23 protein-coding genes and 1 pseudogene are annotated in these 19,879 nt (G+C 61.3%); 2 read left to right on the top strand and 22 right to left on the bottom strand.

What is annotated here, in order from left to right; genetic code table 11:
- Positions 1–833 precede the first annotated feature (833 nt).
- The 19 genes from BRA1253DRAFT_RS36890 to BRA1253DRAFT_RS36795 all read right to left on the bottom strand — a co-directional run bounded on the left by BRA1253DRAFT_RS36890 (position 834) and on the right by BRA1253DRAFT_RS36795 (position 14,282).
- Entirely contained in the window at positions 834–1,547 is a 714-nt protein-coding gene (locus BRA1253DRAFT_RS36890) for a c-type cytochrome (RefSeq protein WP_007602760.1), read from the bottom strand.
- A gap of 135 nt (positions 1,548–1,682) precedes the next feature.
- A complete protein-coding gene (locus tag BRA1253DRAFT_RS40630; protein ID WP_157158681.1) occupies positions 1,683–2,006 on the bottom strand; it encodes a hypothetical protein in 324 nt (107 codons plus the stop codon).
- A gap of 202 nt (positions 2,007–2,208) precedes the next feature.
- Positions 2,209–3,009, bottom strand: coding sequence for a DsbA family protein (locus tag BRA1253DRAFT_RS36880; RefSeq protein ID WP_007602758.1), 801 nt, complete (start codon positions 3,007–3,009; stop codon positions 2,209–2,211).
- A gap of 86 nt (positions 3,010–3,095) precedes the next feature.
- On the bottom strand, positions 3,096–3,647 hold the full coding sequence (locus BRA1253DRAFT_RS44805) for a hypothetical protein (protein WP_007602757.1): 552 nt from the start codon (positions 3,645–3,647) through the stop codon (positions 3,096–3,098).
- Positions 3,648–3,697: 50 nt separating this feature from the next.
- Complete coding sequence (locus tag BRA1253DRAFT_RS42460; protein WP_007602756.1) at positions 3,698–4,708, bottom strand: cytochrome c oxidase assembly protein; 1,011 nt, start codon at positions 4,706–4,708, stop codon at positions 3,698–3,700.
- Between the two features lie 24 nt (positions 4,709–4,732).
- On the bottom strand, positions 4,733–5,239 hold the full coding sequence (locus tag BRA1253DRAFT_RS36865; protein WP_007602755.1) for a copper chaperone PCu(A)C: 507 nt from the start codon (positions 5,237–5,239) through the stop codon (positions 4,733–4,735).
- A 7-nt stretch (positions 5,240–5,246) separates the two neighbouring features.
- Positions 5,247–5,867 carry an SCO family protein gene (locus BRA1253DRAFT_RS36860; RefSeq protein WP_007602754.1) on the bottom strand — a complete coding sequence of 207 codons (621 nt, stop codon included), beginning with the start codon at positions 5,865–5,867 and terminating at the stop codon, positions 5,247–5,249.
- Positions 5,868–5,925: 58 nt separating this feature from the next.
- Positions 5,926–6,198 (bottom strand): hypothetical protein, encoded by a 273-nt coding sequence (locus tag BRA1253DRAFT_RS36855; protein ID WP_007602752.1) that lies wholly within the window; start codon positions 6,196–6,198, stop codon positions 5,926–5,928.
- Positions 6,191–6,616, bottom strand: a complete 426-nt coding sequence (locus BRA1253DRAFT_RS43105) for a hypothetical protein (protein WP_007602750.1) — start codon at positions 6,614–6,616, stop codon at positions 6,191–6,193. Before BRA1253DRAFT_RS43105 ends, BRA1253DRAFT_RS36855 begins: the two co-directional genes overlap by 8 nt.
- Positions 6,617–6,633: 17 nt before the next feature.
- A complete protein-coding gene (locus BRA1253DRAFT_RS36845; RefSeq protein ID WP_007602748.1) occupies positions 6,634–7,302 on the bottom strand; it encodes a TlpA disulfide reductase family protein in 669 nt (222 codons plus the stop codon).
- Positions 7,299–7,880: a DsbE family thiol:disulfide interchange protein gene (locus BRA1253DRAFT_RS36840; RefSeq protein WP_007602747.1), complete on the bottom strand. Its 582-nt coding sequence runs from the start codon at positions 7,878–7,880 to the stop codon at positions 7,299–7,301. The genes BRA1253DRAFT_RS36845 and BRA1253DRAFT_RS36840 overlap by 4 nt, the downstream gene beginning before the upstream one ends.
- 61 nt (positions 7,881–7,941) lie before the next feature.
- Entirely contained in the window at positions 7,942–8,385 is a 444-nt protein-coding gene (locus BRA1253DRAFT_RS36835) for a DUF411 domain-containing protein (protein ID WP_007602746.1), read from the bottom strand.
- Positions 8,386–8,425: 40 nt separating this feature from the next.
- Positions 8,426–9,850 carry a multicopper oxidase family protein gene (locus BRA1253DRAFT_RS36830; RefSeq protein ID WP_007602744.1) on the bottom strand — a complete coding sequence of 475 codons (1,425 nt, stop codon included), beginning with the start codon at positions 9,848–9,850 and terminating at the stop codon, positions 8,426–8,428.
- Positions 9,851–10,505: 655 nt separating this feature from the next.
- The gene (locus tag BRA1253DRAFT_RS36820; RefSeq protein ID WP_198288284.1) at positions 10,506–11,117 is read right to left on the bottom strand and encodes a class I SAM-dependent methyltransferase; all 612 of its coding nucleotides are present in this window, start codon (positions 11,115–11,117) and stop codon (positions 10,506–10,508) included.
- Between the two features lie 11 nt (positions 11,118–11,128).
- Positions 11,129–11,506 (bottom strand): hypothetical protein, encoded by a 378-nt coding sequence (locus BRA1253DRAFT_RS36815; protein ID WP_007602740.1) that lies wholly within the window; start codon positions 11,504–11,506, stop codon positions 11,129–11,131.
- Between the two features lie 40 nt (positions 11,507–11,546).
- Positions 11,547–11,678: a hypothetical protein gene (locus BRA1253DRAFT_RS45735; protein ID WP_007602738.1), complete on the bottom strand. Its 132-nt coding sequence runs from the start codon at positions 11,676–11,678 to the stop codon at positions 11,547–11,549.
- 824 nt (positions 11,679–12,502) lie between these two features.
- Positions 12,503–13,144, bottom strand: a complete 642-nt coding sequence (locus BRA1253DRAFT_RS36805) for an NrsF family protein (protein ID WP_007602731.1) — start codon at positions 13,142–13,144, stop codon at positions 12,503–12,505.
- Complete coding sequence (locus BRA1253DRAFT_RS36800) at positions 13,131–13,700, bottom strand: sigma-70 family RNA polymerase sigma factor (RefSeq protein WP_007602730.1); 570 nt, start codon at positions 13,698–13,700, stop codon at positions 13,131–13,133. The genes BRA1253DRAFT_RS36805 and BRA1253DRAFT_RS36800 overlap by 14 nt, the downstream gene beginning before the upstream one ends.
- 306 nt (positions 13,701–14,006) lie before the next feature.
- The gene (locus BRA1253DRAFT_RS36795) at positions 14,007–14,282 is read right to left on the bottom strand and encodes a metal-sensitive transcriptional regulator (protein ID WP_007602729.1); all 276 of its coding nucleotides are present in this window, start codon (positions 14,280–14,282) and stop codon (positions 14,007–14,009) included.
- Positions 14,283–14,332: 50 nt separating this feature from the next.
- Here BRA1253DRAFT_RS36795 and BRA1253DRAFT_RS36790 point away from each other — a divergent pair, with 50 nt between their 5' ends.
- Positions 14,333–16,735 carry a heavy metal translocating P-type ATPase gene (locus BRA1253DRAFT_RS36790; protein ID WP_007602728.1) on the top strand — a complete coding sequence of 801 codons (2,403 nt, stop codon included), beginning with the start codon at positions 14,333–14,335 and terminating at the stop codon, positions 16,733–16,735.
- A 34-nt stretch (positions 16,736–16,769) separates the two neighbouring features.
- Here the strand turns inward: BRA1253DRAFT_RS36790 and BRA1253DRAFT_RS36785 are convergent, their stop codons facing one another.
- Entirely contained in the window at positions 16,770–17,015 is a 246-nt protein-coding gene (locus tag BRA1253DRAFT_RS36785; RefSeq protein ID WP_007602727.1) for a hypothetical protein, read from the bottom strand.
- A 131-nt stretch (positions 17,016–17,146) separates the two neighbouring features.
- On the opposite strand from BRA1253DRAFT_RS36785, the gene BRA1253DRAFT_RS36780 reads away from it, so the two are divergent.
- Positions 17,147–17,551 (top strand): four-helix bundle copper-binding protein, encoded by a 405-nt coding sequence (locus tag BRA1253DRAFT_RS36780; protein WP_007602726.1) that lies wholly within the window; start codon positions 17,147–17,149, stop codon positions 17,549–17,551.
- A 56-nt stretch (positions 17,552–17,607) separates the two neighbouring features.
- Here the strand turns inward: BRA1253DRAFT_RS36780 and BRA1253DRAFT_RS45730 are convergent.
- A pseudogene (locus BRA1253DRAFT_RS45730) lies at positions 17,608–17,831 on the bottom strand (GDCCVxC domain-containing (seleno)protein).
- Positions 17,832–17,967: 136 nt separating this feature from the next.
- Positions 17,968–19,842 carry an FTR1 family protein gene (locus tag BRA1253DRAFT_RS36775; protein ID WP_371261356.1) on the bottom strand — a complete coding sequence of 625 codons (1,875 nt, stop codon included), beginning with the start codon at positions 19,840–19,842 and terminating at the stop codon, positions 17,968–17,970.
- Between the last annotated feature and the right edge of the window lie 37 nt (positions 19,843–19,879).

Below are 19,879 nucleotides of genomic sequence, written 5' to 3'. Positions count from 1 at the left end.
GCCGGTCTTCCAAACGCAAATCCCCAGACAGCATGGCGAATTCGCGATGCAGGGCGCCAAGGAACAGGCATAGACATACTTGCTCGTTAGCGCCCCGGAACTGAATCGCCGGCAGCAGCCTTCCAGGCAGAAGCGTTTATTGGAAGCTCATTACAGAGCAGATCGCCGCTCAAAGGAAGCGATCAACTGAGGACGAGACGTTTGGGAGGATGAGGATCTGGGGAAACGCGAACGCCCACCAAAAGGCCGAGCGCACGATATGGACGTGGCTGGGCGGTGACAGGGTCATTCGTCGTCATGTCGGATGCTACGGCAATCATGCCTGCACAATCCAGGGAACAGGCCTTGGCGAGAGGGCCGCTCTTCTTTCCAGAGCAGCCTATGGAATTACCCGGTGCCTGCATCCCATTCATTGCAGCTGGGACTGCTTTCGAGATCATCGACGCAGCGCGCATGCTGGTCCCTACCGGCCCCAACACAAGCGAGAGGGTCAGCAGGACCGCCGAAAGTCGAACAAGAGCACCCGCTGTCATAGCAAGACGATATCAATTACCGGCTAGGGGCGCGAGAACGGCACAAGGTCCGGGCGGCCGATGGTGGTAAACTCGACGTGAGGCATTGGACTGAGGTCAGGTCCGGGCGACACCGTCACGCAGGCTGAAACGCTGGATACAAGTAATAGCTGATAACGTGCAGCGACGTGTCTCGATAGCAACGCCTGTTTTCAGCGCAGAGCCTCGTGCGACCGCCAGTGCGTGACTGGCACGAGACCAAATCGACAGTCGCTTTCGGGTCGGATAGTCTTCTGCCCTCCAGCTGCGGGAGAGATCGATTTACCGAGATTCGCATTCCTGCTTGATGAACCCACTAATCTCGCCCGGTGCAGCGAAAATGACGTCAGCGCGATCACCCATCATGCCCGCGCCCAGCAGAGCAGGTGAGCCTTTCTCCGGGCCGTCGCCGCTGCTGTCGGTTTTGAGCCGCAGATTGCGTTCCCAAAACGCATGCATCTTGCCGTCGCCGGTCGTCACCCGATAGGTATCCCCACAGTAAGTGATTGCCTGCACGCGAGCTTCCGGATCGGGTTTCTTCAGATTGGGAACGCCGCCGCCCGTCATGCCGCCCATGCCCCCCATCGCGCCCATTTGCGCCGCCGCATGTCCCGGTTGGGTTGCGTGCTGGAGAAACGCCAACAGATCCGTGCGTTGCTGATCGTTCTTGATACCCTCGAACGTCATGGCATTCCCGGGAACAACATGCTGCGGATCTTTGAGCCAGTCGTCGAGGGTCTTGTCGTTCCAGACAATGCCCGAGGATTTTAGGGCAGACGAGTAACGGGGGAAGCTCGAGAGGCTTCCAGCCTTTCGATTCCAAAGCTGTGCCAGGCTCGGTCCGGTCATGCCCCGATCCGGCTCTAGCGAATGGCATGCCGCGCACGCGCCAAAAACGCGCTGGCCGCGGTCAACGTTGCCCTGTGCGGCAAGCGCGGGTGATAGCGCGCTCGATGCGCCGAAAGCCATGGACGTCAAGAAGAGGATCCAGCGCATCGTTCTCTCCGGTATTTGGCGCAACATCGGATTCGTGAGCGCGCGCCGCCATCACAAAACGCGCAGCCGGCAATCTTCTGCCGTCAAATGTCGCTCGTTGAGTGGATCGTTCTCCAAGCCGGTCAGACCAGGATGTCAGCTTGCAAATGCAATCAGCGCGGCAACGTCCGCAGGTAACGCAAAGAAAACCGTTACGCGGTCGCCCATCATTCCGCCAGGTAACATCACGGGCTTGCCGGCAAATGGGCCACGATCGCTCGCATCTATCTTGATCCTCAGGTTGGTCTGTCGGAAGACTGTCGTTCTACCGTCTGCCGTTGTGACTTCAAAGGTATCGCCGCGGTGCTGAATGGCAGTCACTTGGGCCTCTGGTCCGACTGCCTTCAGGTCGCGCAGTTGTGCCGCCGACCCATGCGTCGCGTTGCTCACCCCAGACATCTCGTCGCTTGCCATAGCCATCCGCCCGTCCCCGTGTGAGTTCAATTCGGCCCGCGCTCGCCTTGACCCAGTGACTATGCCGACCACGCCTGCGATGGCGAGCATGACGGTCTTTCGTCGGTTCATAGCAATTCTCCTTCGTTGCGCATTTCTCCGGCCCGCCATCAGTTCTCAACCATCACATGCGACGGAGCGAGCCGTGCTCGCCACGTTGGTAATATGCTCATTTCACCGCCTGAGACTCGTTTCTCGCTTGGGCGATGAATGCCTGCAGGTTGCTAAGGTCTCTGGCGCCGGTCGAGACCTGTTGGCCAGCCACGAAACCGGGCGTTCCGGTGATGTGCAGCGCTTCCCCGAGCTTGACGTTCTGGTCCAGCATGCTTTCGATGGCTTTGTCTTGCATGTCCGCCTTCAGCCGATCGACATCCAGGCCGACGGCGCGCGCCGCCTCGAGCACCTTGGCCTCCACAACCGCGCCCCGAACCTGATAGAGCGCACGGTGCAGGGCCTCATACTTGCCCTGCTTGTTGGCTGCGAGTGCCGCCTTAGCGGCATACACAGAGCCCTCGCCGAGAATCGGAAATTCCTTGTAGACGACACGCAGCTTGGGGTCGGCCTCAGTTGCTTTTGCCATCAACGGCGCCATCATTTTGCAATAGGGGCAATTGTAGTCGAAGAATTCGACCAGCGTGACATCACCGTTGGGATTTCCGCCAACGGGGCTGCCGGGATCCTGAAATATGTCGGCGGCGTGAGCCTTTAACGCTGCCTTTCCCCGGGCAGCATCTTGCTCGCCTTGCTTTGCCTCCAGCCGACCGAGCGCTTCGCCGACCACCTCCGGATGTGCAAGCAGATAGTTCCTTGTACGCTGCTCGAATTCGTCCTGCGACATGTCTGCCGCGGCGGCGGGATTTCCCAGAAGCAGCTTCACAGAGTTTGGAAAGTGCGCGCCGCCAAGGCCAAGAATGAAAGCTGGCAGTATGGCCCAAATCATGATGCGTCGTACCATTGGTCTGTCGACCATACGTCCCTCCCTCATTCTTCAGAATTGCTTGCTCGCGTAGACTTTCTGCACACGGCGCCGGCAGGCTGAATTCTATAGCTTGCCGCTTAGCCCTCGTACTCGATTGCACCGGTGTGCCGGTCGACCTTCAGTCGCTGTACAAGCGAGTTGTCGACAGTAACGATATCAGCGGTGATGGTGGCATCATCGCTTTTTACATCTCCGATCTTCAGCCGCTTGTTGTTGAGCCGGGTTAGTTGCGCGTCGAGATAACCGCGAACGTCATCGACCGATAAATTCATGACGGGCGTGACGCGGGAGCCGAATAGCTCGCCCATACCAGACCTCGCGCCGCCTCCTCCCATCATGCCCGAGCCCATCATCCCACCGCCCATCATTCCGCCGCCCGTCATGCCCTCGCGCTTCGAGCCCATGCCGCCGCCCATCATCCCGCCACGCATGTGCTGGCCCATCGTACCGGAACCCATGTTGCTCATGCTGCCACGCATCATGCCCATGCACTGATCGTGCTCCGAAGCCTCGGGCATCATGCCGGGCTCCATGCTCTTCTCCATACCTTGTGCATGCGCGACGCCGACAGAACTCATGACTAAAGCGAGGCCAGCGGCGGCGGCAAAAATAGCGCTGATGTTACGCATTTGCTTTGTCCTCCTGATTGGGTCCACTCGGGACCGTTGGTCTTTAAGTTCTACTGCGGCACCTGGCCCACTAGGCGTACATCGGGGCGTATCGGCACTTCCAGCGAGGCGCCCGTTTTGCGATTGCTATCGGCTGGACTTTGCGTAACTGACCGTGCCTGCGCGCCAGTATTGGTTATCCGGCTCTCCTGCTGCAGGTAAGCAATAATGTCGCGCCGGGCAGAAGGCTCGATCACGCGAACGGGCATTCTCGTGCCCGGCTTGAACTTGCGGGGATCAGTGAGCCATCGTTCGAGATTATCGCCGGTCCAGCGCACATCGACCTCGCGTAGTGCGGACGAATAATTGTATCCGTCAGCCGAACCGGCCTTGCGGCCGAACACCCCGCCAAGCATGGGGCCCGCCTGGTTGACCTCAAGTCCGTGACAGGCGGCACAACGTTGCTCGAACAGCAACTGCCCACGCGCCGGGTCAGGCTCGGCGGCCGCCGTGAACCGCGAGAGATCCTTGGGATTCTCGGGATGGGCAGCGCGAAAGAATGTATACGAGAGCGTAATCGTACCAACACCAAGGGTTTCTGGATCGCTCGCCAGCGCCGGATCGACAAAGAAAACCACGGGCATGTCGACCTTCTCATGCGCATTGAGGCGCTCGTCGTCAAAGCAGAAGCACTGGATCTTATTGAAATAGATGCCGGCGGTTTGCGGCGTCACATTAAAAGATGCGTGTCCGACAACGACCTGATCGGAGAGGTTCTCGGCTGTGAAGAACACAAGCTTCTGCTCGCCAAGATGCACCTTGACGTCGCGCTGCACCGGCTCAAATCGCCACGGGAGTTCCGGTGCAACATTGCTGTCGAACTGGACGGAGATCGTTCGCTTGGAAACCGAGCCAGAATCAGAGTCCGCCCTCTGGGTCGTACCAGCAAATCCAGTTGCGGCGCAAAAGAGCCGGTAAAGCGTCGGAGAATACGCCACGAGGACGAGCATAATGCCGATGACGGCAATGCACGGCAGCACGACTTTCAAGTTCTTACGTTGCAAAGGATTCATTGTCGCCATTTACCAGTTCAATCCGGGTCGACTTCACTTCTTCATCATTTCATCGTGGCCGTGCATCATCGGAGCCATACCGCCGGGCTGCATGGCGCCGACCTTCGCGACGGGGACAGCGATGTCGACTTTGCCGGCCTTAGCGAATGACAGGGTCAGCGGGAAACTTTGGCCTTCCTTCAGCGGCTGCTTGAGACCCACCAGCATGATATGCAAACTGCCCGGATCGAACGTGACTTTCGCTCGAGGCGACAGGTCGACGGCGGGCATTTCGCGCATGTGAGACACGCCGTTCTCTTCGGTCGTGCTGTGAAATTGTACCTTGTCGGCAACTGGCGTTGAGGCGCCGAGAAGCTGATCAGCCGAGTCCTCGTTGTTGATCAGGGTCAGATAGGCCGCGCCGGTCTTCGCCCCGCCCGGCGTCGCTCGTGCCCAGGGGTGCTCGACCACGATCGCGCTCGAGCCAGGAGTTTGCGCATGCGCCTGAATGGCGGCCCCAAAAGCGACGATACATAGTATCAACTTGATTGCTCGTTTCATTGTTCCTTTATCCGTTCACGTTAGCCATTTTCTTGCGTACCCACGCCGCGATCTCCTCTCCCGACTCGCTTCCTTGAGCGACATCAACGAATCGGCCCTGCGGATTCATCAGGTAGACGTACGCGCTGTGCGAGACGAGATAATTGCCGTCCTCGGCTTCGGATTTTGGCCGCTCGACATAAATCCGGTACTCCTTGAGCACGCTGTCGATCTGCGCCTGTGTTCCGCTTAATCCAGTAATTCGTGCGTCGAAGGATTTCAGGTATTCCGCCATGACCTGCGGAGTGTCGCGCTGGGGGTCGACGGTCACAAAGAGCGGCTGGAGCTTGCTCGCATCCGGGCCGAGCTTTTCCAGCGCCGCGGTAATGTTGGTGAGCGCGGTTGGGCATGCGTCCGGACAGAAGGTGTAGCCAAAGAAAATCAGCAGCCACTTGCCGCGATAGGTTTGGTCGCTGACGCTCTTTCCGTCAGTGCTCACCAGGGTAAATGGCCCGCCAATACTTGCGGTACCGGTAGTGATGCTCTTTGGCGGTGGAGGGGCGACAAGCAATGCTCCGGCTGTTGCCAGCGCGCCGACGGCCGCAAACGCGAGAGCGAGGATCAAAGGTCTGCCGATTCGTATCTTCATTGGAAGTCACCGAGTTCGGATCCATCAGCCGCATTGATCGAGCAATGAGCTGTTCGCCTTATTCCTTGCTGCCGTCTTCACGCGATGGCGGATTGCGCCATTGATCGTTGGGCCGGCCACTGGAATGACTGCCTCGCATCATCGCGCCACAGCGGTCCATCATGCCGCTCATCCGACCTATCATTCGTCCGCCCACCATGCCCCTGCCGCCCATCATCCCGCTTCCCATCATCGAGCTGGGCCCGTCGTCAGGGTCGCGAGCGTAGACCGCCGCGGAGAGGGCCACGAACGCAAAGGAGATAGCGGCAAGCAGCAGTGTCGACTTACGCATGGGTGCTCTCCTTCGATTGAGTGTCGGAGCTTTCTGCAATCGCATTCGCTTGAACTCCAGGGCCTCGTCCGCAGCAGTTCGAAGCCTGTGCAGGCATCCCGTCCGCTGTTGCTTGGGCTGAAACCATCGAGGAGTCGGCCGCCGGCACTCCCGGCGCCTGAGGCTTGCCGGAGCCGCCGATAAACCTGTGCATGCACAGGCCGAGGCCACACATGACAAGACAAGGCAACACGCTCAGGAGAACCGATGCAATTCCTGCTGCAACGAGCCAACTCCAACTGGCGGCGGCAATGCCGACCAGCGCCAAGCCAGCGACCGCGAGCAGAAACCATTTGTTCGTGACATAGCGCCGAACTGCCATCCGGCTTACGGCACCCGCCATCGCATCTAACGAACTGGTCGGTTGAGATCTATTCATCTGTCTCTCCGCATTTTTCATCTGGTCAGAAGCGCCTTCAGCCAATGGACGCCACGCATGAACGGACCTGATCTATCCGGAACATCCGACGGTGATTGCGAACTGCCTCGATCGGCTTGATTAATGGGGACGGCTTGATCCGCAATGTAGGGCTTGAGGAATTCGGCAATCTCGGGCGCGTCCCATTCGGCTGGGCCCACGATGCGGCCGATCTCCTGTCCGGCACGATTGACGAGTAGTGTCGTCGGCAGGCCGACTGCTCGGACTTGATGAAGCACTTGGCCGGAAGAATCGGAATACATTGGAAGATTGTGGACGCCGATTTCGCCGTAGAATTTGCCGATCGCTTCCATTCCGCCCCGATCGATGGAGACCGGGATCACCTGGAAGTCCGCGCCACCTAACTCAGCTTGCAAGCGATCGAGCGCCGGCATTTCCTTTCGACACGGCACGCACCAGGTCGCCCAGATGTTGAGCAGCAAGACCTTGCCTCCGAAATCGGCAAGGTTGCGCACATGCCCGTCGGAATCGTTGAAGCTGGTCGTCGCGATCGGAGTCGGCTCGTCGAGAAGGACAAAATTCTTCGGCGGCTCCGCCGCACTTGCCACGCGTAACGTCGCAACAAGTATTGTCGCGAACAGCAATGTTACGAAACCGAGAGATTGTGTGCCCGCGATGCGACTCATGGCTGCTGAAGCCTCCGGATCAGTGGAATAATCTCGCTTTCCAACACCGCTTGAGTAAGTGGCCCAATCTGCTTGTAGGCGATGCGCCCCTGCCTGCTGATCACGAAAGTCTCGGGCACGCCATAGACGCCCCAATCAATGGCGGCGCGGCCATTGAGGTCGGCGCCGGTGCGGGTATAGGGATCGCCGAATGTATCGAGCCACTTGGCGGCGTCATCGGGCGCGTCTTTGTAGTTGAGGCCATGGATCGGGACGAGGGCCTCATTTTTCATCCGCAACAGCAAGGGATGTTCGGCTCTGCATTCGACGCACCACGACGCGAAGACGTTCACCAGAGAGACTTCGCCCTTCAGGTCGGTACTTGATAACCCGAGCATGCGGCCTTTGACCGGCGGCAGCGTGAATTGGGACACCGACTGTCCGATCAGAGCCGAGGGAATCCTGTGCGGATCACGATTGAGGGCCCAGGCGAGCATGAGCGCCAACGCCGCAAAGACGATGATCGGCAAACCATAGCGCAGTCGGGCAGTCGACCGCCGTTTTGGCGCGGACGAAATTACGACGGTTTCTGTATTCATCTTGGCCTCGTGCTCGGTATCCGCCCGTTCCAATCTCGAACGCGCGGTACGTTCAGCGTTGTCACACGGTGGCGTAAAGCGTTGGTGGTTTGCCGTCCTTGGTCACCGCGTAGATCGAGAAAGCCTGCGTTTTTTGACCGTTCATCCCGGGCGATCCCGCCGGCATGCCGGGCAGCGTGATGCCGGCAATTGCGGGGCGCTCCTTGAGGAGCTTGCGGACAATCTCCACCGGTACGTGACCGTCGACGACGTAACCATCGACAAACATCGTGTGGCAGCCCTGATATTTCTCAGGAACGCCGGCCTTTTGGCTGATCTCGGCGAGATCGTTGGTCGGCTTCACCTCGACTTCGAACCCGTTCTTCCGCAGATAGGCAGCATAGCCTTCGCAGCAGGTGCATTGAGGGTTTTTGTACAGGGTTGCTTTGGTTGGCCCCGCGATGGCGGGCAACGGGAGCACGAAAATCGCAATCGAGCTACCGAGGAAGAACGTCCGTCTATTCATGTGGGTCTCCTTGTGAAGTGCAGATTCTTAGTCCTACGAGTTAAATGATGCGGAGCACGGTCATCAGCCCCGACACCTGGTGGTCCGTGACATGGCAATGCAGCATCCAGTCACCGGGATTGTCGGCAACAAAGGCAACTTCGACCACTTCCTTCGGCGCCACCAGAACAGTATCGGCCCATTGGCGATGCGGGACCGGTGTGCCGTTGCGGCTCACGACCCGAAAGCTCAAGCCGTGCAGGTGCATCGGGTGCCACCAAGCGGTTTCGTTGCGAAATGTCAGGACGCAGCTCCGCCCACGCAGCACGACGAGAGAGGGTGGCATGTCGGGGCTTCCGTTGCAGACCATCGAGGTCCCGTTGATGGCCCAGCTCGCGCCGCGTCCGATGCCCTCCGTTCCGCCCAACCCCATCATCGCACCGCCGCCCATCATGCCGCCTTGCAGCCGCAGCTCGTGCCGTTCGGCTGATGCGATGTCCGGCTCGGGCAAAGGATTGCGGGGGAGCGCGGGTGCGCCATCCGGCGGATGCGAGCGGATCGGCGGCGTCTCATCGTACGCCAAGCGCGTGAGCCAATAGGAAAGGTCCTGATAGAAGTCGTCGATCACCCGGTATCGCCGTCCGGGCTCGCCTTGCATGTCGAGCACGACGTCGACGCGCATGGCAGGGCCAAGAAGAAGTCGGCCTCCCGCCGGTTCGTGTGGCTCGCAGGGCTGGCCGTCGATGGCGACGATTACCGGACGATGGCCCTCGAAGCGAAGTGCCATGATGCGCGCCAGCGCGGCGTTGACGAGCCGCAGGCGGATGCGCTCGCCGGCGCGCACGGACACTTCTTCGGAGATGCCGCCGTTGATGGTTACCGTGTTGCCGACCCGGCCGGACATTGCGGCCTCCATCGCGTTGCCGAAGCCGGCCGCGATCTGTGCGCCCGACGTGAGGCGCCAATCCGAGATCACCCAAAGTAGGTCTCGATCGACGGCGACGCGCTCCGCCTCTTCCACGATCAATACGCCTGCGAGCCCTCGCCCAAGTTGCTGCAGGCTGTCCGCATGCGGGTGATACCAGAACGTTCCGGCGTCTGGTGGTGTGAACTCGTAGGTGAACTGCTCGCCCGGCTTGATCGGCGGCTGAGTGAGACCCGGCACTCCGTCCATGGCATTTGGCAGCCGGATCCCGTGCCAGTGCACAGTGGTCTCCTCAGGCAACTGGTTATACACAACGATCCGGACCCGCTCGCCCTGCCGGACGCGAATCTGGGGTCCGGGGATGCGGTCTCCGTAACACCACACATCCGTCGTCGGGTAATTGCGACCGACCATTCGGGCGCGGCCAGGCGCGGCTGTAAGCTCGAGCTGGTTGATCGAATTGGCGACGGCGCGCACTGCAAACGGCAGCGCTGCTCCTGCTGCAACACTTGCGCTGCCGGCAAGAAGCGAGCGTCGAGTGATCGTCCGAAAGGCGGACATGTCGGGCCATCCTGTGCGTGGGCACTGCGCCCCGACGTTCGAGTCGGGTGCGACGTGTGCCGGAATCGCGCCTATGACGCCCTAGCGTCATAGGCGCGTCGAGGTCCGATCGCCGTAAAGCGATGGGTCTCAGCTCAGGACGGTAGGTCTAGGAGGGTAAGGATCGGGAGGATCGGAGCGGCCGACCAAGTCCGGCGCGGTCGTCGGACTCAGTCTTTCGACCAGAACCGAGTATACAATCAGGGACGGCGACGGCATCGCCATCACGCCGCAAAAAGCGGAACATGCCGCGACCATGCCCTTTTCATCGCCAGCACAGCCGTTGCACTTGCCCGGCAGAGTACCCGAGCCCTGCCTGTCGCCCGACGTAGCCATCCTCGCGTGCGACATCGAACCATCGCTCGCGGTCATGGCCGATTTAGCCATCATACCGACACCATCGAAGCCGTGCAGAACCAGTCCCACGGCCAAAGCGAGGGCCATCAAGAATGCTGGTATCCGCCGTATCTTCTGACGTATCTTCTGAAGCGACATGCCGGTAGGATACCAATTGAACGAGGTCATTGCTAGGTGTTGGGACCTCACGGCGTCTTTGTGTTGCATTCTCACGAGTTCGTGACAGGGGCCACGCTTAGCTTCCTCCGGCACACCAGGATCAAGAGCGATCCTTTATGGCTTCGATGGTCTTAACGACATCGAGATAGATGTTCTCGACCCGGCGCAATCGGAATCCCGCCTTCTGGACGTTGCCCACTGTTTCTCGATTGAGCTCCGGGCCAAACTTGCGCGTGAGCGGTGTCATCAAATCCAGCATGACGCCTACGGGTCCGATGGCGGAACCGCGGACGTGCTCCATCATCAGAATTTGCCCACCCGGTTTCAGCACGCGGTAAAGTTCTCGCAATCCCGCGATTGGCTTTGGTACCGAGCAAAAGGTGAAGACAGTTGCAACCGTATCGAATGTCGCCTCGGGGTAGTCCAGGCTACAAACGTCGGCTTCGCGAAGCTCGATTGATCCTTCATAGTTCGCGGCCTTCAGTTTGGCGCGTTCCAGCATCTTGGGGCTGATATCGATCGAGACGATATCTGCTCCCGGCGGAAGGAATTTGAAGTCGTTCCCAGTTCCGGCGGCCACATGCAACGTTTTGCCCTGGACCCTGGCCAGAAGTCTTTGCTTTTCGCCTCCGAGGCGTCTGTTATCGACCGCGGCAAAGAAATCGTAGGTCCGGCTTGCACGATCCCATTTGTTTTGCGTCCGAACGTCCATTCGCGACTCCATCAATCGCCCACCTCGACAACAGCCCCTCTCAAAACGTAGTTGTACAACTTCACCGCGATAGTCATCACAATCCCGAATATCGCGCCAACAGTGATCACGGCGGGCATGGTACGCGAGCCGGCCGCCATGGAATCGCGCATGGCGAACAGCATCCCGCCATACATCCCGATCAGGGATCCCGGCACCATCGTCTCAACGATACCGAGCATTGGTGAAAGCATGTATGCGAGTATCAGCGATACGATCGTACCAATGCCCATGCCGATGAGCATCGCCAGCACCATATCGAGTCCCGGTGAGATGACGCCGCGAATGATCACGGCTGTTGCGACGCCGATCACTGCACCAGCCAGGTGGTCTCCGATCTGGAAAAACATGATCATCTTCTGTCAAAACACGCGCAGCAGCTACGCGCACTCATTCACGCCCTGCCCCCGTTCCGGAGCGCAGGTATTTGATCAGCGCCGCCGCTGAAAGGATCAAGACGACAATGATCAGCAGCCACAAAAAGCCCATGCCCCACATCATTCCAGGCATGTCATTCATCATGACCGACTCCTTGTTGGTTTCGACGCAATCGCCTTCTGAGTGAGAACGTCCGCCAAAGCACCGGGTGAGGTCGTCGTCGCTAAGGTGACCGCGGGCCAGAGGCGCTATCTGATGATGAAGCGTTCCGGTTTTCGTTCCACCGCATGCCGCAGTTCATGCACCTGAACATCATCAGGATGCACGGCAGGAACGCCAATATCCGGAGCAGCCCGAGCGACGTTGTCCAATGCCACTGCAAGGCCAATCCGGCCACAACGATCGCGCCCGCAAGCAGAAACACGAAGGCTCGATAGCGGACAAGGAGGCTGATTGCTGCGCTACGCGGCCGCTCGGCCGGTTCAAACCTCAGCATTCTGGAACCAATGAATGTCATTTTGATCCTCACAGTTCGAGAATTCCGGGTTCGAAGGCGCGGCGAACACTGGATGTGCGCTCGTCGCGCTTTCTTGCTGATCAGTGGGATTTCGGGCCGCCCTGGTAACGCCAGGCGGGCGCTGCACCGCTTCCGATCGCAGAGGAGAGTGGCGATAGAGGAGCGTCATACGCGAAAGCGGAACTGGTTTCGCGTGGCACACCGACAGCAGTGCGCGCGGCCTGCCTCGTCTCGCTCGGCCAATAGCTTTTATCCGAGATCGTCGAGCCCGCGTAGGCGGTTGCAGATATTGCCGTCAATGGCAATACGAGCGAAATGGTGAGAAGGCGTTTCAATGACATGGTCCGGCTCCATCATAGCTGGAAGCGCGTGATGCGCTTCTTATGATGACTTCGGAGAAAATCGCCGGCCGGTTACCTCACGCTCACGTGAGACGAAGTTCCGAAATCGGCTACCAGCGCAGTAGCCGCGGCCCCAACAAGGCGCCCGCGAGTGTGCACAACGCTATCGTTCCGCCGTACCAGAGCGCAATGAAGACAAAAGAATCGTCCATACAATGCAGAGCATATCCGCTGGCGCTGATCGCACCAGCCAGGAGCCCGCCGAAAGCTCCGGCCCGAACAAGGTCCGTCGGTGCCGCCCGTCTCAAGCCCCATATGATTACCGCGAACGGCACGATGGCGATGATCGGAATGGAGAGTAAACATGCGAGCCAGTGCTCTCCCATGACCATCTCGTCCCAATGGGACTGAGGCGCGATTGCGAGGCTAACTCCGCCAATCAGCATGATTGCAACGAAGGGAGCCACAACAAGCAGAGCCGGGGTTCTGCGTTCACCGCCGGGGCGCGCGATTCTGGTCAGGTAAAGCCCGGCTGGGATAACGAGTGCGAGCGTGAACGCAAGCTTGATCAGGCAAGAGACCCAAGTCCACCCGGCGCCGAGGTCGGCGCGAATGCCAAACAAAGCCAGCATGGCAACAAGGGCAAGGACCGCGCCAGCCGCGATCGCAACAGCTACCGTGCGAAGAGTCCTTCGCGGATCGACAGGCTCGACCTGCGTACCGAGTAATTTGATCAGATCATCGGTTTTCACGCGCTTGCCTCTCCCGCGTGATGGCTGCGGCGAGAGCGCGCAGTCCCCGATGAACATTCACCTTTATTGCGGACTCCGACATGTCGCATGCATCCGCCGCTTCGCTGACGCTCAGCCCGTCGAGTTTGACGCACTCGATTGCGCGCCGCATCTTCTGCGGCAGACGGCTGAGCAGATTATGGAGATCATAAGCGCTTTCCGCCGCGACATGATCGTCTTGCGCCATGACTTCTTCGGCGTTCTCGATCGGCACGTTCACTTGCGAAGCGCGGGTCGCGCGCAGGTGGTCGATCAACTTGTAGCGCGCGATCGCATGCACCCAGGGCGTCAACGGCTCCGCCGGGTTATAGGTATGGCGCTGCATATGGATGGCGAGCAGCGCTTCCTGCACGAGATCCTCCGCTGCCGTGGCGCTGCGCCCGAAGCCGATAAGCTTTGTCTTGTAGTAGGCGCGCAGGCGCCCGCTCAGCAAATCAAGCAGCCTGCGATGCGCAGCCGCGTCGCCCCCGAGGCTGGCCAGCATCAGATCCTTAAGCTCGGCCTCGGTCGGCGCCACGAATCATATCTCTTATGCGTGTATTCGGAGCGAATGATTATCCGGTTACAAGCGAAGCTGCACAAACATTAGGCGAGTATACTCGGGCGTGGACTACCATTGAACGGTCGAATTTTCAGGTAATTGCCGTTGGGCGTTGGAAATCGCGGGTCGGGTGAACGACGGGAACTCCCGATCCCGAGATCAATCGATATGCGCACTGCACTGGTGTGGCGTGAAAATGCAAAACAGCGGAAGAGGATAAGTGCGAAGCCGGAGCGTCGCCCTTGCTGCCTGACATCATGCTTAATCTTCGAGAAGAATGCACTATCGGTCAGCTCGAGCTATTACCGCCATCAATTCCGCGATCTTGCGGCGTTGGTCGGTCTTGTCGCCGCTGCTGATCGCGTGTTCCACGCAGTGAGCCACGTGATCCCTAAGGATTTCTTCTTCAACCCGGCGGAGCGCGGACCGCACCGCCGAGATCTGGGTAACGATGTCGATGCAGTACCGGTCCTCGTCGACCATTTTCGCGAGCCCGCGAACCTGGCCTTCGATGCGGTTCAGGCGTTTCTGGCACGAAGCCTTGATCTCGTTTCTCATGGTCCGTATATACCCCCCTAGGGTACTTACCGCAAGACAGGGAGCCGCGAATGGCCGTGCAGGACACCAGCAAATCCGGAGCAACCCGCGGAAGCTGCTGCGGGCATTCGCATTCTGCCCCCGATCACTCCGGACACGCTCACCACCACGATCATGCCGGGACCACGGTGGACCCCGTCTGCGGCATGAAGGTCGATCCCGCGACCGCTCGCCACAAACTCGAGCACGGCGGCCAATGCTTCTATTTCTGCTCAGACCGCTGTCGGAGCAAGTTCGAAGCCGATCCGGCGAAGTATGTGCACGGCAAGACGCACCAGGTGCAGCCGGCCGACGTGCCGGAAGGCGCGATCTACACCTGCCCCATGCATCCACAGATCCGTCAGGTCGGCCCAGGCAATTGCCCCATCTGCGGCATGGCGCTCGAACCCGAACTCGCGACGGCCGACACCGGCCCCAATCCCGAGCTGATCGACATGACCCGCCGTTTCTGGGTGGGGCTCGCGCTATCCGTTCCGGTCGTGGTTCTGGAGATGGGCGGTCACCTCCTCGGCGGTCATGAGTGGATCGACCAGACGCTTTCGAACTGGATCCAATTGGTCCTCGCGACGCCCGTCGTTCTCTGGGCCGGGTGGCCGTTCTTCGTGCGCGGCTGGCAATCGGTCGTGACCCGCAATCTGAACATGTTCACGCTGATCGCGATGGGCACCGGCGTGGCATGGGTCTACAGCATTGTTGCGACCGTCTCGCCCGGCGCCTTCCCGGCCAATTTCAGAGGTCACGACGGTGCCGTCGCCGTCTACTTCGAGGCGGCCGCGGTAATCACCGTGCTGGTGCTCCTCGGTCAGGTGCTCGAGCTCCGGGCGCGCGAGGCGACTTCGGGCGCGATCAAGGCCCTGCTCGACCTAGCGCCGAAGACGGCCCGCCGCATCCGGGCGGACGGCGGCGACGAAGAGGTCGAGATCGCGGCGCTGCAGGTCGGCGATCGGCTTCGCGTCCGTCCCGGCGAGAAGGTGCCGGTCGACGGCGAGATTTCCGAGGGAAGGTCCTCGCTGGACGAATCCATGGTGACCGGCGAATCCATGCCGGTCAGCAAGGAAGTCGGGGCCAAGGTCATCGCGGGCACGCTGAACCGTTCGGGCGGCTTCGTAATGCGCGCCGAGAAGGTCGGCAGCGACACGATGCTGTCCCAAATCGTGCAGATGGTCGCGCAAGCCCAGCGCTCCCGCGCCCCGATCCAACGTCTCGCCGACCAGGTCGCAGGGTGGTTCGTACCCGCGGTGATCGTGGTCGCAATCGCAGCCTTCGCGGTTTGGGCGGCGTACGGTCCCGAGCCTCGTCTGGCCTTCGGCCTGGTCGCTGCGGTCAGCGTCCTGATCATCGCCTGTCCCTGCGCGCTCGGCCTCGCCACTCCGATGTCGATCATGGTGGGCGTCGGACGAGGCGCTCACGCCGGCGTCCTCATCAAGAACGCCGAGGCGCTGGAGCGCATGGAGCGCATCGACACGCTGGTCGTCGACAAGACGGGCACCCTCACGGAGGGCAAGCCGAAGGTCGTGGCGGTGGCGCCCGTCGCCGGCTATTCGGACTCCGAGGTGCTGCGGCTCGCCGCGAGCGTCGAACGCGCCAGCGAACATCCGCTCGCCGACGCGATCGTGAACGAAGCCAAGGAGCGCGCCATCCAGACCAGCGAAGTCCAGGACTTCGACTCGCCCGTCGGCAAGGGCGCGCTCGGAACCGTCGAGGGCAAGAAGGTGCTGCTCGGCAACGCAGCCTTCATGCGCTCGCAGGGCGTGGACACATCAGCCATGGAAGCCGAAGCCGAGCGACAGCGCGGCGAAGGCGCGACCGTCATCAACATGGCGGTCGACGGCAAGCTCGCGGGCATCGTGGCCATCGCCGACCCCGTCAAGCAGTCCACGCCGGAGGCGCTGCGCGACCTCGCGTCCGAAGGCGTCAAGGTCATCATGCTGACCGGAGACAACCGGACCACGGCCCAGGCCGTGGCTCGGCGGCTCGGGATCGCAGATGTGGAAGCGGAGGTCCTGCCCGATCAGAAGAGCGCAGTCGTCGCCAAACTGCAGAAGCAGGGCCGGATCGTCGCGATGGCAGGCGACGGCGTGAACGATGCGCCCGCCTTGGCCGCAGCTGAAGTGGGGATCGCGATGGGTACGGGCACCGACGTCGCGATGGAAAGCGCCGGGATCACCCTTCTCAAGGGCGATCTCACCGGCATCGTTCGGGCCCGGCGGCTGTCGCGGGCGACCATGAGCAACATCCGGCAGAATCTGTTCTTCGCCTTCGCCTACAACGCGGCCGGAATTCCGATCGCGGCCGGCGTTCTGTATCCGACTTTCGGGCTGCTTCTGTCGCCCATCGTAGCGGCGGCGGCGATGGCACTATCTTCCGTCAGCGTGGTCGGAAACGCGCTACGACTGAGAACGACGCGGGTCTGAACGTACTGCACTGACGACCAGCGCGCACCTGCAGCTAGGAGCCGGGTAGAGGGTCACCCTTCTTCACGGCTCCTTTTGGCACGCCGTGCTCCCGCAGCCCGTCGGCCATCATGTGACTGTGGATCTCGACCTTGGCATCGTTCATCGCACCGCAAGCGTTCTGAACCGCGATCACGGCTTCCGCCTGATCGGACAGGTAGGCGAACCAGACGTCCTGATTGTGCCGATCGCCGGAAACCTGCGGCCAGGTGACGAGAATGGTGTAGCCGTCAGCAATCATCTTGCGCCCTAGCCGTCGCCCCGATCATGAAGCCGCAACTACCTATGCGGGGAACTGTTCCTGCGCGTAGAAACCTTTCGCTCGGACAAGGATTGGACCGCGGGCTGGAGCTGCAACCGACGGAGATTTCAATGCACGCGCAAGAAATGATCAGCACGCACCCGCAAGTCCGTGGACAGACCAACGATGCGCTTATCCGCTGCATCGAGGAGTGCTACTCCTGCGCGCAGACCTGCACGTCCTGCGCCGACGCTTGTCTCGCCGAAAACAACGTGAAGTCGCTCACCCAGTGCATCCGGCTGAACCTGGACTGCGCCGACATCTGCAACATCACCGGCAGAATATCAACCCGCCGGACGGGGTCGGACGAGGAGATGATCCGAAGGATGCTGGACACCTGCGCCGCGGCTTGCCGGCTGTGCGGCGAAGAATGTGAGAAGCACGCCAAGATGCACGAACACTGCCGGATCTGCGCCGAGTCCTGCCGTCGCTGCATGAACGCCTGCGAGGACGCGGGCCGGAGCATGGTGCACTGAACTCGGAGCTGGTTTGCTGCGCAAGAAGCCCGCAGTTCACATTCCGGAAATGACGCCTAGCTGCAGCAGGGTCCGGCACCGGCTTCGCCGGCCTGCTCCGCTTGTATCGGTGGACAGGGCACCGACCCGTAGCTACAGAATACGCAGCGGTCGCCGGCGTTCGGCTTCAACCTCGTCCCGCAGCCTGTGCAGTCGTAGAAGAACTGGCACGCGTCCTGCGGCATGTGTCCACCCGCTCATGGCCGCAATCAGGACAGCGCAGTTTGGATTCGAGTTGCAAAAGCACCACCTTTCGACTGCTCCCATCGTATTCCCGACCGGGTATCACGACGGCAGGGCAACAGCAACGCGGGTGCTCGAGCGCGAGGACGGGTACGGGTCGCATGTGCAAGCCGGCCGGCCGGCCGGGCAAGCGACTAAGCCCTCCGTCGGTTAGCAGCAAACCCGATGACGAGCGCCGCGAGCATCGTCAGCTGCGCCGCGATGGTTTGGGCCGTCGGAAACAGACCAAGCACCGAGAACCGCGGGACAGAGTGCACCGGCACGATGCCGACAATGCCCGCCTCCTGCAGAGCGGAGATCCCCTTTCCGGCCAGCACCACGGTCAAGACCGCCATCAGCCACGAACTGTAGGCGAAGAACTTGCCGATCGGCAGCGTGCGGCTGAAGCGCAGCATCGCCCACGCGATCACGGCCAGCGCCAGGCACGCGCTGAGGCCACCGGCCACGATGGGCCACCCGTTACCTTGATTCCAGAGCGCGGCGTAGAACAGGATGGTCTCGAACACCTCCCGATAGACGACAATGAACGCGAGCCCAAACAGAAACCAGGCCGAGCGACCGGACAAAGCCTTCGACATCTTCCCGCGGATGTAGCGCTGCCACTCGTCCGCCTGCGCCTTCCCGTGCATCCAGATGCCCACCGAAAGCAGCACCACGGCCGCGAACACCGAGCCGAATCCTTCCGTCAGCTCCCGGCTGGCGCCGCTGATGCCGATCACCCACGTTGCGAGGGCCCAAGTAATCAGGCCGGCAGCAAGCGCGGCAACCCATCCTGCATGAACGTAGGGCATGACCTCCATCCGCTCCGATTTGCGAACGAACGCGATCATGGCCACCACGATCAACAGTGCCTCCAAGCCTTCGCGCAGCAGAATGGTCGCCGCGCCGAGGAAGGTCGTGGCAGCGCTGCCGGCGTTCGGCGAAAGCGCGGCCTCGGCATCGTCGAGAACCTCGCCGATGACCTGCACGCGAGCGGACAGCCGTTCGGCACCCTCGCCACCCTGCACGGCCGCGCGATACTCGCCCATCAACCCCTCGATGCGCTCCAGCAGCGTGCGGTCCCTGATGCCCAGGGCAGGTTCGATCGGCTCGAACCCATCGAGGTAGGCCGACAACGCCAACGCGCCGGCGCGCCCGCGGTCGCCTGCTCGGACCGCATCGACGCTTTGTGAGAGGTGGCTGCGCACCAGGGACAAAGAGCCGTCCTGTCGCACGACGGCATCGGGGTGGCGGCGGAGATACGCCATGACGGCGTCCGCCCTGTCCTGCCCGATCTTGGCCGCGAGCGCCGCAGGGGTCGTTCCGATCAGCGCCTTCAGGTCCGGAAGGAGCCCATGGAGGGACGCGTCCTTCTTCCAGAGCCGCTCTCCTTCCGCGGCAGCCTCATCCGGGAAGGCGAAACGACCGGCGTAGAACGCCAGAGCCCAGCGATCGTCGGGCGGCAGGGCCTCGAAGCTCGCCATCGCCGTGCCGTCGAGACCTTGCGTGACGACCTGGTAGAGCGCGAACACGCTGCGTTGCCGCCCGCGTTCCGCCTCGGTGAACGCAACGGGCGGCGGGTCTAGTTTGGCCGCATCCGGCCCACGCCCGTCGCCGGCCTCGCCATGGCATCCCGCGCAGTTCTGGCCATACAAAGCGGCGCCTCGCGCGAGATCGGGGACCTTCTTCGGTGCAAGCGGCACCGGATAGGCGGCGAGAAGAGCGGCTGCCAGTTGATGAGCTATTCCCGCGACCTGCTCAGGCTCGGCCTTCTGGCCGATGGCCTGCTGAAGCCGGCCGGCCTCGGTGAGCAGGGCTTGCCGTTCGGGCTTCGCGGGCAGCGCCTTGAGCTTTTCGGCGACGGTCGCGGCGAACTCGTTCTGCTCGGCGTATTCCGCAGGGCTCGAGACCTGACCCTGAGATACCGCGCCGGCATAGTCGACCGCGATGTAGTCAAGCAGGCGCCATGTCGTCTCGACGTCGCCCGTCTCCGCCTTGGCAGCGCCGAGGGCGAAGACCAGCACGATCAAGGTAGCGATGCGGAAAGACCAGGAACGCATAGTCACA

The organism is Bradyrhizobium sp. WSM1253 (genome assembly GCF_000244935.1).
Classification (GTDB): Bacteria; Pseudomonadota; Alphaproteobacteria; order Rhizobiales; family Xanthobacteraceae; genus Bradyrhizobium; species Bradyrhizobium canariense.
The sequence above is the reverse complement of the archived record's forward strand: the minus strand, read 5'-3'. Positions and strand labels throughout refer to the sequence as shown.

Coding starts and splice junctions, on each gene's coding strand:
- BRA1253DRAFT_RS36890 (WP_007602760.1), bottom strand. CDS start 1,547: ATGCGCTGGATCCTCTTCTTGACGTCCATGGCTTTCGGCGCATCGAGC.
- BRA1253DRAFT_RS40630 (WP_157158681.1), bottom strand. CDS start 2,006: ATGGCTATGGCAAGCGACGAGATGTCTGGGGTGAGCAACGCGACGCAT.
- BRA1253DRAFT_RS36880 (WP_007602758.1), bottom strand. CDS start 3,009: ATGGTCGACAGACCAATGGTACGACGCATCATGATTTGGGCCATACTG.
- BRA1253DRAFT_RS44805 (WP_007602757.1), bottom strand. CDS start 3,647: ATGCGTAACATCAGCGCTATTTTTGCCGCCGCCGCTGGCCTCGCTTTA.
- BRA1253DRAFT_RS42460 (WP_007602756.1), bottom strand. CDS start 4,708: ATGGCGACAATGAATCCTTTGCAACGTAAGAACTTGAAAGTCGTGCTG.
- BRA1253DRAFT_RS36865 (WP_007602755.1), bottom strand. CDS start 5,239: ATGAAACGAGCAATCAAGTTGATACTATGTATCGTCGCTTTTGGGGCC.
- BRA1253DRAFT_RS36860 (WP_007602754.1), bottom strand. CDS start 5,867: ATGAAGATACGAATCGGCAGACCTTTGATCCTCGCTCTCGCGTTTGCG.
- BRA1253DRAFT_RS36855 (WP_007602752.1), bottom strand. CDS start 6,198: ATGCGTAAGTCGACACTGCTGCTTGCCGCTATCTCCTTTGCGTTCGTG.
- BRA1253DRAFT_RS43105 (WP_007602750.1), bottom strand. CDS start 6,616: ATGAATAGATCTCAACCGACCAGTTCGTTAGATGCGATGGCGGGTGCC.
- BRA1253DRAFT_RS36845 (WP_007602748.1), bottom strand. CDS start 7,302: ATGAGTCGCATCGCGGGCACACAATCTCTCGGTTTCGTAACATTGCTG.
- BRA1253DRAFT_RS36840 (WP_007602747.1), bottom strand. CDS start 7,880: ATGAATACAGAAACCGTCGTAATTTCGTCCGCGCCAAAACGGCGGTCG.
- BRA1253DRAFT_RS36835 (WP_007602746.1), bottom strand. CDS start 8,385: ATGAATAGACGGACGTTCTTCCTCGGTAGCTCGATTGCGATTTTCGTG.
- BRA1253DRAFT_RS36830 (WP_007602744.1), bottom strand. CDS start 9,850: ATGTCCGCCTTTCGGACGATCACTCGACGCTCGCTTCTTGCCGGCAGC.
- BRA1253DRAFT_RS36820 (WP_198288284.1), bottom strand. CDS start 11,117: ATGGACGTTCGGACGCAAAACAAATGGGATCGTGCAAGCCGGACCTAC.
- BRA1253DRAFT_RS36815 (WP_007602740.1), bottom strand. CDS start 11,506: ATGTTTTTCCAGATCGGAGACCACCTGGCTGGTGCAGTGATCGGCGTC.
- BRA1253DRAFT_RS45735 (WP_007602738.1), bottom strand. CDS start 11,678: ATGATGAATGACATGCCTGGAATGATGTGGGGCATGGGCTTTTTGTGG.
- BRA1253DRAFT_RS36795 (WP_007602729.1), bottom strand. CDS start 14,282: ATGAGAAACGAGATCAAGGCTTCGTGCCAGAAACGCCTGAACCGCATC.
- BRA1253DRAFT_RS36790 (WP_007602728.1), top strand. CDS start 14,333: ATGGCCGTGCAGGACACCAGCAAATCCGGAGCAACCCGCGGAAGCTGC.
- BRA1253DRAFT_RS36785 (WP_007602727.1), bottom strand. CDS start 17,015: ATGATTGCTGACGGCTACACCATTCTCGTCACCTGGCCGCAGGTTTCC.
- BRA1253DRAFT_RS36780 (WP_007602726.1), top strand. CDS start 17,147: ATGCACGCGCAAGAAATGATCAGCACGCACCCGCAAGTCCGTGGACAG.